We start from the raw sequence: 12749 nt of genomic DNA on the forward strand, positions 1-12749 counted from the left end.
TCTGGGTGTCAACATCCGCCGTCCAAGGCGGAAACCGGGCCCTGAAGCCAGCGGTCCACTTGGCGCTGCCCCCGCAGCCGGACCACGACGAGATCGGGGTACCGGTTCTCGTCGATCACCTTCCGGACCCGCGCGCGCAGGATCGGGTGGTACCGCCACGCGACGCGGACGATGTGCTCCCGGTCGGTGAAGAAGGTGTGCAACGGCCCTTCGACGTTGCCCCCGGCGATCTTCGAACCGCGGCCGACACGACGCGCAAGCGTGCGCCTGACGACCCGCGCCATGGTCAGGGCACGCGGGTGGTCGAGCCACACCAGCACGTCGAGGCGGGCGGTCATCCGCTCCCGGACCGCCTCGCCCTGCCACTCGATGGCCCAGACTTCGCCGTCGAGGTGGTCGAGGACGTCGGCCTGCCACGTCTCCCGCACGGTCCAGCCGGGCCCGTGGAAGAAGGACTCGAACTCCACATACGGCACGCCCAGGCGTTCGCCCAGGCTGCGCGCGAGGGTCGACTTGCCCGAGCCCGCGGGGCCGGCCACCGCGATCCGCCGGATCGGCCTTGCGCCGAGGGAGTCACGAGGCCCGAGGACCCTCACTCGAGCAGTTCGGACGTCTCCAGCCAGCGGGCCTCGACGTCCTCGATCTCGCCCTTGACGCCCTTCAGCTGGCCGTTGAGCTCCATCAGCTTCGACGGGTCCGTCGCCGCCTCCAGCAGGGCCGCGTGGAGCTTCTCCTCCTTCGCGTGCAGCTGGTCCAGCTTGCGCTCGAGCCGGCCCATCTCCTTCTGGGCCGCCCGCACGTCCGCCGCCGACTTCTTCGCCTCGGCCTTCGCTGCCGTCGGGGCCGCCGCGGCCGCCGGTTCCTTGGCGAGCGCCCGGCGGTTCAGGTACTCCTCGATGCCGCCCGGGAGGTGGGTGATGCGGCCGTCGCCGAAGAGGGCGACGATCGTGTCGCAGACTCGTTCGACCAGGTACCGGTCGTGCGAGACGACGATCATCGTGCCCGGCCAGCCGTCGAGCAGGTCTTCCAGCTGCTGCAGGGTGTCGATGTCCAGGTCGTTCGTCGGCTCGTCGAGCAGCAGCACGTTCGGCTCGGCCATCAGCAGCCGGCACAGCTGCAGCCGGCGCCGCTCGCCGCCGGAGAGGTCGCCGACCGGGGTCCACTGGCGCGCCTGCGGAAAGCCGAGCTTCTCGCCCAGCTGCGACGCCGTCATCTCCTGCTTGCCGAACACCACGCGCCCGGCCACCTGCTCGATCGCCTGCAGCACACGCAGGTCGGCGGGCAGGTCGTCGAGCTCCTGGCGCAGGTGCGCGAGCGCGACCGTCTTGCCCTCGATCCGGCGCCCGGTCGAGCCTTCGACGTCGCCGCCGAGCAGCTTCAGCAGGGACGTCTTGCCGGAGCCGTTGATCCCGACCAGGCCGATCCGGTCACCGGGGCCGACCCGCCAGGTGACGTGGTCGAGTAGCGTCCGGTCGCCGACCTTGTACGTCGTGTCTTCCAGCTCCAGCACGGTCTTGCCGAGCCGGCGCTTCGCGAACGCCATCAGCTCGACGGAGTCGCGCGGCGGCGGGACGTCCGCGATCAGCGCCTCGGCCGCGTCGATGCGGTAGCGCGGCTTCGACGAACGCGCCTGCGGACCGCGGCGCAGCCACGCCAGCTCCTTGCGGGCCAGGTTCTGCCGCTTCTCCTCGGCCGTCGCGGCCAGCCGCGCCCGCTCGGCGCGCGCGAAGATCCAGTCCGCGTAACCACCTTCGTACATCTCGACGCGGCCGTTCGCGACCTCCCACGTCAGGCTCGCGACGGTGTCGAGGAACCACCGGTCGTGGGTGACGACCACGACCGCGATCCGCCGGTTCAGCAGGTGGTCGGCCAGCCACTGGACGCCTTCGACGTCCAGGTGGTTGGTCGGCTCGTCGAGCACGACGAGGTCGAGCTCGCCGGTCAGCGCGGCCGCCAGGGAGACCCGGCGCCGCTCGCCGCCGGAGAGGTTCGCGGTCGGCGTGTCCAGCCCGATCGCGGTGATCCCGAGTCCGTCCACAATGGACCGGACGCGCGCGTCGGCGGCCCATTCGTGCTCGGCGCCGTAGCGTTCGAGCACGACCTCGCCGACGGTGCTGCCGTCCGGGAGCTCGGTCCGCTGGGTGACCACGGCCATCCGCAGGCCACCGACGTGGCTCACCCGCCCGGAATCCGGCGCGGCGAGTCCGGAAAGGACTTCCAGCAGCGTGGTCTTGCCGCCGCCGTTGAGGCCGACGACACCGATGCGCTGCCCGGCCGCGACGCCCAGCGAGACGCCGTCCAGCAGTGGCTTCACCCCGTAGGACTTGCTCACCGCTTCCAGGTTGACCAGGTTGGCCATCCGCTCAGCCGTTCCTTTCCGGGAAAGAGAAATCTACAATGGACGGTCAGGCGTGCACGCGCGGCGGCGCCGGGCGCGGCGCGTCGTCCCCGCCGACCACGCGGGCGCCGGGGACCGGGCCGTGCGCCACCCGGACCGTGCGGCACACCCCCGCGCCCGACAGCTCCGCGGCGACCTCGACCGCGGTCTGCGCGTCCTCGCAGAGGAACGCGCACGTCGGGCCGGAGCCGGAGACCGTGCCGGCGAGCGCGCCCGCGTTGACGCCGGCCCGGAGCGTCCGGCGCAGCCCCGGCCGCAGCGAAACCGCCGCCGCCTGGAGGTCGTTGCCCAGCAACAGCGCCAGCTGACGCGGGTCGCCCGAAGCCAGCGCCTCGACGACCGGGGTGTGCGAGCCGATCCGCGGCGGGTTGCCGTCCGCGCGCAGGCGATCCAGCTCCTTGAACACCTTCGGCGTCGACAGCCCTTCGGAGTCGAACGCCAGCACCCAGTGGAAAGTGTGCCGCGACAGCACCGGCACGAGCTGCTCGCCGCGCCCGGTGCCCAGCGCGGTGCCGCCGTAGAGCGCGAACGGGACGTCGCTGCCCAGCCCGGCGGCGAGCTCGGCCAGCTCGTCGCGCGTGACGTCGAGGTTCCAGAGGCTCGCCAGCCCGACCAGCGTCGCCGCCGCGTCGGCACTGCCGCCCGCCATGCCGCCCGCGACCGGGATGCCCTTGCGCAGCACCACCCGAACGTTCGGCGCTTCGGTGCGGCCGACGTGCGCGGAAAGCGCTTCGACCGCGCGCCAGGCCAGGTTGGTGCCGTCGGCGGGCACCGAGCCCTCGCCCTCGCCGTAGATCTCCACGCCCGGCTCTTCGGTGACCGCGACGGTCACCTCGTCGGTCAGCGACAAGGCCTGGAACACGGTCACCAGCTCGTGGTAACCGTCTTCGCGCAGGTCGTCGACCGCCAGGTGCAGGTTGACCTTGGCCGGGACCCGGACGGTGACTGGGGGCGGAACTACGGCGAGCACCCGACCAGCCTACGTGGCCGCGAAAACGCCCCGATGCGACGTGCGCATCGGGGCGTTTACGGCGTTCGGGTCAAGCTGCCGCGACACCCTGGGGGCCGCGCGCGGTGTGCGTCACGTGGCCGCCGCGCTCGGCGACCCACGCCAGTGCCGCGTCGGCCCGCTCGCCGCGGACGCCGAGGCGGAACCGGCCGACCGGGGTGTCGCCGATCCGGGTCAGGCCGCCGCCGATCGTGGCGAACTCGACGTCGAACCGGCCCGCGGCCTCGGGCAGCAGCGCGCCGACCGAAGCGAAACCGATCAGCACGACGTCGGCCGAGCGGTCGTAGCGGGCGATCTGGGCGCGGGTGGTCTCGATGGCGGGCAGCAGCGCCTGCGCGGTGCGGCTGGCCGGGTTCGAGACCAGGTCGAGGACAGTGCCGCGCTCGACGACCGTGCCGTCTTCGAGCACCGCGACGTCGTCGCAGACCCGGCGGACCACGCCGGCGTCCGGGGTCGTGACCACGACGGTGGTGCCCAGCTCGGCGCGGGCGCGGTCGAGCACGGTGAGCACCGCGCCGGCCTCCTCCGGGTCGATGCCGGCGGTCGGGTCGTCGGCGAGCAGCACCGCCGGCGCCGCGGCCAGTGCCTTCGCGACCGCGACGCGGCGGAGCTGACCCTCGGTCAGCTCACCGGGACGCTGCGTCGCGCGCTGCGTCAGGCCGACGAGGTCGAGCAGCGAGCCGACCCGGCTGCGGCGCTGCGGGCCGTCGACGCCGAGCTGCTCGAGCGGGGAGGCGATGTTGCCGGCGATCGTGCGCTCGGCGATCAGCTCCGGTTTCGTCGAGACGACGCCGAGCTGGCGGCGGATTTCGCGCAGCCGGCGGCCGTCGAGGGTGCCGGTGTTGAGGCCGTCGAGGCGGACGACGCCGCGGTCGGGCCGCTCCTGCAGCGCGATGCAGCGGGCGAGGACGGACTTGCCGGACCCGGCCGGGCCGACCACGCCGAACAGCGAGCCGGCCTGGACCTCGACGCTCACGTCGTGCAGGGCGACGACCGAGTTTCCGTTGGTGGCAAAGGTTTTGGACAAGTTTTCGACGGTGATCACGAAGGCTCCAGAAAACGGGGTGCGCGCAGCGCGCGGCACCCGGCCGCAGGCGAAGTCCGTCCTTTGAGGACGGTGCATGAAGAAGAGGTGGACCGGCTACGACAAGCTCAGTGGGAGCGTCGACATGCGGTCACGGAGCGGCGGCCTTCGTCGACTACGCGACGCCTGGTCAGGAGCAGGGGGCGAGCTACCCTCTTCATCGGAAACGGCCTCCATCGGTCCTGGCGGTAGCACCTTCCCCGCGGGGGGTGGTTGCTGCGACTTCGGCGAGCCAGGTCTCTCAGTCGCTCGGGATGGACACTTCCGAGTAAAGCCGATCCCGGCGAGCGAAAGCAAGCCTGTTGGCCCAGATCACACGAGTGGAGGTGTCCGAATCGCGAGATCGCACGTCAAGAGGCGTATTTTCGCCGGACCGCGTTGACTTCCACTGTGGACGTGCTAACGCGCGGCGGCGAGCCTCGCGAAGTCGTGCACGTCCAGCTGTTCACCGCGGGTCTTCGGGTCGATCCCGGCGGCCGTGAGCAGCTCCCCGGCCCGCTCGGCCGAGCCCGCCCAGCCGGCGAGCGCGGCGCGGAGCGTCTTCCTGCGCTGTGAGAAAGCGGCGTCCACGAGGCCGAAGAGCCGATCGCGGTCGTCCGACGCCGGAGCGTCACCGCGTTCGAAGGCGACGAGCGCGGAGTCGACGTTCGGCACCGGCCAGAACACCGAGCGCGGCACGGCGCCGACCTTGCGCGCGGGGCCGTACCAGGCGAGCTTGACGCTCGGCACGCCGTAGATCCGGCTGCCGGGGCCCGCCGCCATCCGGTCGGCGACCTCGGTCTGGACCATGACGAGGCCGGACGTGAGCGACGGCACCTCGGCGAGCAGGTGCAGCACGACCGGGACGGCGACGTTGTAGGGCAGGTTCGCGACGAGCGCGGTCGGCCGCGGCAACTGGTCGTCGGTGATCCGCAGCGCGTCGGCCGTGACGACCTGGAGCCGTTCCGAGACCTCGGGCCCCCGGTCGGCGACGGTCTTGGGCAGCCGTTCGGCGAGCTTGGGATCGATCTCGACGGCGACGACGCGCGCACCGGTGGCGAGCAGCCCGAGGGTCAGCGACCCGAGCCCGGGCCCGACCTCGAGGACGACGTCGTCCGGGCCGACGTCCGCCAGCTCGACGATCCGCCGGACGGTGTTGGGATCGTGCACGAAGTTCTGCCCGAGCTTCTTGGTCGGCCGCACGTCCAGCTCGGCCGCCAGCCCGCGGATCTCGGCAGGTCCCAACAGTTCAACCACCGCTGGAGCTTACCGATGGGGCATCACGCGTGACTGAGCAGGCATCACGCGTGATTGGAGGGGCATCACGCGTGATGCCCGCCTGATCACGGGTGATGCCCCTCGGGACACGCGTGATGCCTTTCCGCGCACGCGAAACGGCCCCCACTTCGTCGAGGTGGGGGCCGCTCGAAAAGCGTGTCAGGCCTTCTTGCCGCAGACCGGCCAAGCGCTGTAGCTGCCGCCACGGCCGGCCTTGACCTTCTCCGCGATCGCGATCTGCTGCTCGCGCGAAGCCTGGTTCGGGAGCGCCGCGTACTCGTCGCCGCCGTAGGCGTCCCACGTGCGCTTGTCGAACTGGAGGCCGCCGTAGTAGCCGTTGCCGGTGTTGATGGCCCAGTTGCCGCCCGACTCGCACTGCGCGATGCGGTCCCACGCGGAGCCGTCGCCGATCGCCGGCGTCGGGGCCTGCTTGGTGCCGACGTGGATGATCTTCGGCTTCGGCTGGGTGATGACCTGCTCGGAGATGCTCTCGCGGGAGACCTCTTTGCCGTTCTTCTGCGTGACCTTGTAGGTCACCATCTTCTCGCCGGGCGTGCCCGGGTCCTCGACCGAGGTCTTGCCCTTGACGAGGTCCGGGTCGTCGACCTTCTGCTCGGGCGGGGCGATGTCTTCCTTCTGGACGACCGTCGAGACGCCGGTGCGGCTGATGTGCACCTCGGCGCCGTCGGTCAGCTTGACGTCCAGACCGCCCTCGGCCTGGTCCTCCGGGCCCAGGGTGAGCTTGTACTCGCCCAGGAACTCCTTCGTGGTGACCGCGGTCGTGGTGACCTTCTTCGGCGCGTTGGCGCCGTCGTAGAGCGTGAGGTTCTTGAGGGTCTTGATCTCGACGGTGGCGCCCTGCAGGGGCAGCTCGCCGTCCTTCGGCATCGACATCCACGTGCCGGGCTTGTCCACCCCGGCCATGCCGAGCTGGCCGAGCGCGTCGCCGAGGTGGGTCGCGCGGACCCAGGAGGTGTGCTCCGCGCCGTCGACGATCATCTTCAGCTGACGGCCGCGCTCGAGCTTGATGACACCGCCGTCGCCGACCTCCGCCTGCGGGGACGGGGAGAGCGAGTCGTGCGCGCCGACGGACAGGCCCGCGTCCTCCAGCACTTCGCCGACGGTGTCGCCGAACGAGTGCACGGTGGTCTGCTGGCCGTCGACGTCGACGGTGATGCTCTTGTTCATCGCCAGCGCGGCCGCGCCACCGCCGGCGATGCTGATCATGACGCCGAGGACGGCGCCCTTGAGGAAGCGGCGCTTCCAGATCTTGGTGGTCTCGCGCAGGCCCTCGTCCAGCATGGCCCGCTTGGCCTGCGGGGACGCGGTCCGGTCCGCCTCGATCTCGTCCGGGATGACGATCGGTGGCAGGTACGTCGTCTCGGCGTTGATGAGCCGGATCAGCTCGTCGACGTCGACGTCGATCTCGGCCATCATCGCGTCGGCGTCGGGGCCGAGCGCGGCGAGGATGTCCTGCTGCGTGATGTTCGGGTCGTCGGAGAAGTCGAGCTGGCCGTAGGCGGTGTCCTCGTAATGACGATCGAGGACGGCCGCGGAGCGCGCTCCAGCCTGTCTGCTACCTGTCACCGCTGTCGTTCCCTTTCCCAAGACGCCGTTCGGGGCGGCGTCTTTACGTCTGGGCCCGCAGCCGGCGCCATCGTCACGGTCCCGGTCGTACCTACCCGGTTCCGCTTCCCCGACGTGCACTGACGTGACTGTGGGCGTAACAGCCGGCAACTGCATGGTGCAGTACCGACCGGCACGATCACGGGACAGTAACGGGTCCCGCCGGGTTGCGCAAACACCCCCCGGAGTGTCGTGATCCCCGTCACTCCATCAGGTGGACGATCAAGGAACCCTGATGTCGCAATGCGTTCAACCCGTTGTGACACTGGGGAGTCGGTAGACCCGCTCGGCAGTGGTCCGGACCGATTCGGCGACTTCGTGGACAGCTTCGCCCCTGAGCGCCGCGAGGTGACGGACGGTGTAGGCCGCGCCGAACGGCTCGTTCGGCCGCCCACGGAACGGGTGGGGGGTCAGAAACGGTGCGTCGGTTTCGACGAGGTACTGGTCCGCCGGGCAGAGCCGGGCCGCCTCGTGGAGCCCCTTCGCGTTCTTGAACGTCACCGTGCCGGCGAAGGAAAGGACGTATCCCGCGTCGACGCACTTGCGCGCCATTTCCGCGTCTCCGGAAAAACAATGGAAGATTACGGCATTCGGCGCATTCTCTTCGGCCAGGATGCGCAGCACGTCGTCGTGGGCCTCGCGGTCGTGGATCATCAGCGGCTTGTCGAGCCGCTTGGCGAGGTCGATGTGCCAGCGGAACGCCTCCTGCTGGGCGTCGTGCGGCGAGTAGTCCCAGTAGTAGTCGAGGCCGGTCTCGCCGACCGCGACCACGCGCTCGTGGCCGGCCAGGCGCTCCACTTCGGACTTCTCGGCCTCGCCGAACTCCTTGGTGCGCGTCGGGTGGATCGCGACGGCGGCCCAGACCCGGCTGTCCCAGGTGGCGGCCTCGGCGGCCCAGCGGGCCGAGGCGAGGTCGTCGGCGACCGTGACGACGCGGGCGACGCCGGCGCGCTCGGCGCGGTCGACCATGGCCGTGACCTCGGCCGCGGTGACCGCGCCGCACGCGTCGAGATGGGTGTGCGCGTCCACCACCGACACCGGGAGCCGGTCCGGGACCGGCGGCAGCTCGCGCTTCTCGTCACCCATGCATACCTCTTACTCCTTGGTGATCGGCGCCCACTCCGGGCCGGTCTCGCCGAGCGCCGGGTCGAGCTTCGTGAACAGCGGCGACGGCTTCCGCAGGGGCTTGCCGACCTCGATCGGCTTCGACTCCCACTTCGCCTGCTCGCCCGCGTAGTCGCCGGTGAGGATCGGGTTGACCCGGCCGGCGATGTCGAGGTCGTCGACCTCCTTGAGCTCCGGCTGGGCAGCCCAGACGCCGGTGCCGCCGAGGGCCTCGTGCACCTTCTGGGCCGAGTGCGGCAGGAACGGCGTCAGCAGCGTGTTGGCGTCGGAGACGACCTGCAGCGCGGTGTGCAGCACCGTGTCGCGCCGCGTGGGGTCGTCCTTGAGCTTCCACGGCTCCTGGTCGGAGATGTACTTGTTCGCCGCGGTGACGACCTTCATGGCCTCGCTCGCCGCCAGCTTGAACCGGGACCGGGCCAGGTGCGCGCCCGCGGTGTCGAAGGCCTTGCGGGACAGGGCCTTCAGGTCCTCGTCGGCCGCCGTCGGGGCCTCCGGGCGCGGGATGGCGCCGACGTTCTTGTGCGCCATCGAGATGGACCGGTTGACCAGGTTGCCCCACTCGTTGGCCAGCTCGAAGTTGGTCCGGCGGACGAACTCGTCCCAGGTGAAGTCGGTGTCCTGGGTCTCCGGGCCGGCGACCGAGATGAAGTACCGCAGCGTGTCCGGGCCGAAGTCGCGCAGGAAGTCCTCGACGTAGATGACGCGCCCGCGCGAGGTCGAGAACTTCGAGCCGCTCATGGTGAGGAACTCGCTGGAGACGATCTCGTCGGGCAGGTGCAGCTTGCCGTACTTGCCCGGCTCGCCGCCCTTGTCGCCCTCGCCGTTGTGGCCGAACAGCAGGGCCGGCCAGATCTGGGCGTGGAAGGTGATGTTGTCCTTGCCCATGAAGTAGTACGACCGGGCGTCGGGGTTGTTCCACCACTCCTGCCACGCGTCCGGGTTGCCGGACCGGCGGGCCCACTCGACGCTGGCCGAGAAGTACCCGATCACCGCGTCGAACCAGACGTAGAACCGCTTCATCGGCTGGTCGCTCCAGCCGTCGAGGGGGATCTTGACGCCCCAGTCGAGGTCGCGGGTGATCGGCCGGGGCCGCATGTCGTCGATCAGGTTCTTGGTGAAGTTGAGGACGTTGGGGCGCCAGTCGGTCTTGGTGCCCAGCCAGTCGCCGAGGGTCTTGGTGAACGCCGGCAGGTCGAGGAAGTAGTGCTCGGTCTCGACGAACTTCGGCGTCTCGCCGTTGATCCGCGACTTCGGGTTGATCAGCTCCGCGGCGTCGAGCTGGTTGCCGCAGTTGTCGCACTGGTCGCCGCGCGCGCCGTCGTACCCGCAGATGGGGCAGGTGCCCTCGACGTAGCGGTCGGGCAGCGTGCGGCCGGTGGACGGGCTGATCGCCCCGCGCGTGGTCTTCGGCACGACGTAGCCGTTGCGGTGCAGCGCCAGGAAGATCTGCTGCGTCACCTCGGCGTGGTTGCCGGTCGTGGTCCGGGTGAACAGGTCGTAGGAGAGGCCGAGGCCCTGCAGGTCGTTGCCGATCTGGCGGGTGTACTTGTCCGCCGTCAGCTGCGGGGTCGAGTTCTCCTTGTCGGCCTGGACCGTGATCGGGGTGCCGTGCTCGTCGGTGCCGGAGACCATGAGCACCCGGTTGCCGGCCATTCGCTGGTAGCGGGAGAAGACGTCGGACGGGACGCCGAATCCGGACACGTGGCCGATGTGGCGGGGGCCGTTGGCGTAGGGCCAGGCCACCGCTGTCAACACAGGGGTGCTCATACCTTATTAGCCTACGGAGGGCGTCACACGGATTGTCGAGAGGGAGGCCTGGGTTGTCGGCGACACGTCTGCTCGTGCTCGGGGTGGTGCGGATGTACGGCCGCGCGCACGGCTACCAGGTGCGGCGGGAGCTGCTCGGCTGGTCGGCGGACAAGTGGGCCAACGTCCAGCCCGGGTCGATCTACCACGCGCTGAAGAAGATGACCGCCGAAGACCTGCTGGAGCTGGTCGACGTCGAGCCCGGCGACGGCGGCCCCGACCGCACGGCCTACCGGCTCACCGACGTCGGCGAGCAGGAGTACCAGGTCCTGCTGTCCAAGGCCCTCTCCGATCCGGAGCTCAACCACCCGGACCTGTCGGCCGGGATCTCGCTGATGACGACGTTGCCGCGGGCCCGGGTGATCAACCTGCTGCGGCACCGGCTCGTGCACCTGGAGGCCGAGCAGCGGCAGGCGAAGCTGATGCTCGAAGAGATCAAGGCGAGCATGGAGCTGGGCACGCCCGAGCACGTCGGCGAGCTGTACCGGCTGTGGGGCGGGATCACCGACGCGAGCCTGACCTGGCTCGAAGGCCTGGTCGCCCGGCTCGAAGCGGGCGAGTACGTGATGGCCGGCGAGTAATCAAGTTTGACTAACACGCTCCCTCCGGGGCACAGTGTGCGCTTCAAGTAGTCAAGTTTGATTAGGAGATCTCATGATCACGGCACGCGGTCTCGAGCGGCGGTTCCGCCGCAAGGGCCGCTCTGGGGGCGAAGTACACGCGGTGAAGGGCGTCGACCTCGACGTCGACGCGGGCGAGCTCGTCGGGTTCCTCGGACCGAACGGCGCCGGGAAGACGACCACGCTGCGCATGCTGACCACGCTGCTGAAGCCGACCGCGGGCACCGCGACCGTCGGCGGCCGCGACCTGCTGACCGACCCGCTGGGGGTGCGCGAGCGGATCGGCTACGTCGCGCAGGGCGGCAGCACCTCGCCGGAGACCAAGGTCGCCGACGAGCTCGAGCTGCAGGGACGGCTCTACCGGATGAGCAAGGCCGACGCGATCGCGCGCGGCGCCGAGCTGGTCGAGCAGCTCGACCTGACCGGGCTCGACCAGCGGCCGACCAAGACGCTTTCCGGTGGCCAGCGACGACGGCTCGACATCGCGCTCGGGCTGATCCACTCGCCGGGGCTGGTGTTCCTCGACGAGCCGTCGACCGGGCTCGACCCGCAGAGCCGCGCCAACCTGTGGGAGCACATCAGGCGGCTGCGCGCCGACCAGGGCGTCACGGTCTTCCTCACCACCCACTACCTCGACGAAGCCGACTCGCTGGCCGACCGGCTGATCGTCATCGACGACGGCCGGATCGTCGCCGAGGGCACGCCCGACGCGCTCAAGGCGCAGGTCAACGGCGACCGCGTCGAAGTCGGCGTCGATCCGGAGCAGGGCGCGGACGCCGCCGAGATCGCCGGCCGGCTGGCGGGCGCGCAGGAGCTGTCCGTCGCCGGCGGCGAGGTGCGCTTCCGCGTGCCGCGCGGCGACGTCGCGCTCCCGGAGCTGCTGCGGGCGCTCGACGCGAAGGACATCCCGATGCGGTCGGTGCGGGTCCACCGGCCGACGCTCGACGACGTCTTCCTGACCCTGACCGGGCGCTCGCTGCGCGAAGCCGAGGAGGGCACCCGTGCCGCGTGACACCTGGCTGATCTTCCGCCGCGACATGACGGCGGCGCTGCGCAACCCGACCTGGCTGGTGATCGGGCTCGCTCAGCCGCTGATGTACCTCTTCTTCTTCGGCCCGCTGCTCGTGGACATGCTCGGGCGGGGCGGCGTCCCCGAAGTGGACGGCTGGATGATCCTGACCCCGGCCCTGATCGCGCAGCTGGCCCTGTTCGGCAGCTCGTTCGTCGGCTTCGGGCTGCTCGCCGACTACCGGGCGGGCGTGGTCGAGCGGTTCCGCGTGACCCCGGTGAGCCGGGTGGCGCTGCTGCTCGGCAAGGTGCTGGCCAGCTCGCTGCAGGCGGTGGTGCAGGCCGCGCTGATCATCGCGCCGGCATACCTCGTGTTCGACCTGGACGCGCCGTTCTCCGGAGTCCTGCTCAGCCTGGTGATCGTGTTCCTGCTCGCGGCTTCGCTGGCGTCGTGCTCCTACGCGCTGGCGTTGACGTTGAAGAGCGAGGAGACGTTCCCGGCGTTCCTCAACGCCGTGCTGATGCCGTTGCTGCTGCTGTCCGGGATCCTCATCCCGATCACGTCGGGGAACGCACCGGCGTGGCTGTACACGGTTTCCCGGATCAACCCGTTCCGGCACGTGGTCGACGTCGAGCGGAACTCCTTCCGCGGCGACTTCACCACGGACGCGTTGTTCACCGGCAGCGTCGTGGTGCTGGCGATGGCCGTGGTGTCCGTGTGGTGGGGCGCCCGAACGTTCCAAAAGGAGAGCGCCTGATCAAAAAGGCCTGATCAACCGCGTGTGAGTCACTGCGGGTCCGCTCCCGGCGACGTAT

Annotated in this window: 11 protein-coding genes and 1 riboswitch; of the genes, 3 read left to right on the forward strand and 8 right to left on the reverse strand. The window is 70.5% G+C overall.

Features of this window, described 5'->3' with window-relative positions; all coding sequences use genetic code 11:
• Window positions 1-8 precede the first annotated feature (8 nt).
• From ACZ7PG_RS27230 to metG, 8 genes are all read right to left on the reverse strand, one after another.
• Complete coding sequence (locus ACZ7PG_RS27230) at window positions 9-539, reverse strand: P-loop NTPase family protein (protein ID WP_470241889.1); 531 nt, start codon at window positions 537-539, stop codon at window positions 9-11.
• 53 nt (window positions 540-592) lie between these two features.
• Entirely contained in the window at window positions 593-2359 is a 1767-nt protein-coding gene (locus ACZ7PG_RS27235) for an ABC-F family ATP-binding cassette domain-containing protein (RefSeq protein WP_470241890.1), read from the reverse strand.
• Between the two features lie 46 nt (window positions 2360-2405).
• Complete coding sequence (locus ACZ7PG_RS27240; protein ID WP_470241891.1) at window positions 2406-3368, reverse strand: 4-(cytidine 5'-diphospho)-2-C-methyl-D-erythritol kinase; 963 nt, start codon at window positions 3366-3368, stop codon at window positions 2406-2408.
• A gap of 70 nt (window positions 3369-3438) precedes the next feature.
• Window positions 3439-4452, reverse strand: coding sequence for a methionine ABC transporter ATP-binding protein (locus tag ACZ7PG_RS27245; protein WP_470241892.1), 1014 nt, complete (start codon window positions 4450-4452; stop codon window positions 3439-3441).
• 193 nt (window positions 4453-4645) lie between these two features.
• A riboswitch (SAM riboswitch) is annotated at window positions 4646-4752 on the reverse strand.
• Window positions 4753-4890: 138 nt separating this feature from the next.
• Window positions 4891-5727 (reverse strand): 16S rRNA (adenine(1518)-N(6)/adenine(1519)-N(6))-dimethyltransferase RsmA, encoded by an 837-nt coding sequence (rsmA, locus tag ACZ7PG_RS27250; protein ID WP_470241893.1) that lies wholly within the window; start codon window positions 5725-5727, stop codon window positions 4891-4893.
• Between the two features lie 180 nt (window positions 5728-5907).
• Window positions 5908-7335, reverse strand: a complete 1428-nt coding sequence (locus ACZ7PG_RS27255; protein ID WP_470241894.1) for a transglycosylase family protein — start codon at window positions 7333-7335, stop codon at window positions 5908-5910.
• A gap of 288 nt (window positions 7336-7623) precedes the next feature.
• Window positions 7624-8460, reverse strand: a complete 837-nt coding sequence (locus tag ACZ7PG_RS27260; RefSeq protein ID WP_470241895.1) for a TatD family hydrolase — start codon at window positions 8458-8460, stop codon at window positions 7624-7626.
• 9 nt (window positions 8461-8469) lie between these two features.
• Window positions 8470-10266 carry a methionine--tRNA ligase gene (metG, locus tag ACZ7PG_RS27265; RefSeq protein ID WP_470241896.1) on the reverse strand — a complete coding sequence of 599 codons (1797 nt, stop codon included), beginning with the start codon at window positions 10264-10266 and terminating at the stop codon, window positions 8470-8472.
• 53 nt (window positions 10267-10319) lie between these two features.
• Here metG and ACZ7PG_RS27270 point away from each other — a divergent pair, with 53 nt between their 5' ends.
• From ACZ7PG_RS27270 to ACZ7PG_RS27280, 3 genes are all read left to right on the forward strand, one after another.
• Entirely contained in the window at window positions 10320-10886 is a 567-nt protein-coding gene (locus ACZ7PG_RS27270; RefSeq protein WP_470241897.1) for a PadR family transcriptional regulator, read from the forward strand.
• A 73-nt stretch (window positions 10887-10959) separates the two neighbouring features.
• Window positions 10960-11937 carry an ATP-binding cassette domain-containing protein gene (locus ACZ7PG_RS27275; RefSeq protein WP_470241898.1) on the forward strand — a complete coding sequence of 326 codons (978 nt, stop codon included), beginning with the start codon at window positions 10960-10962 and terminating at the stop codon, window positions 11935-11937.
• Window positions 11927-12691, forward strand: coding sequence for an ABC transporter permease (locus tag ACZ7PG_RS27280; protein ID WP_470241899.1), 765 nt, complete (start codon window positions 11927-11929; stop codon window positions 12689-12691). Before ACZ7PG_RS27275 ends, ACZ7PG_RS27280 begins: the two co-directional genes overlap by 11 nt.
• The last annotated feature ends 58 nt before the right edge of the window (window positions 12692-12749 follow it).

It is taken from the genome of Amycolatopsis sp. NPDC114504, from assembly GCF_055633595.1.

What these genes read in the sequence shown, in the direction of transcription:
- ACZ7PG_RS27235 (WP_470241890.1), bottom strand. Translation starts at nt 2,359, where the DNA reads ATGGCCAACCTGGTCAACCTGGAAGCGGTGAGCAAGTCCTACGGGGTG.
- ACZ7PG_RS27260 (WP_470241895.1), bottom strand. Translation starts at nt 8,460, where the DNA reads ATGGGTGACGAGAAGCGCGAGCTGCCGCCGGTCCCGGACCGGCTCCCG.
- metG (WP_470241896.1), bottom strand. Translation starts at nt 10,266, where the DNA reads ATGAGCACCCCTGTGTTGACAGCGGTGGCCTGGCCCTACGCCAACGGC.
- ACZ7PG_RS27275 (WP_470241898.1), top strand. Translation starts at nt 10,960, where the DNA reads ATGATCACGGCACGCGGTCTCGAGCGGCGGTTCCGCCGCAAGGGCCGC.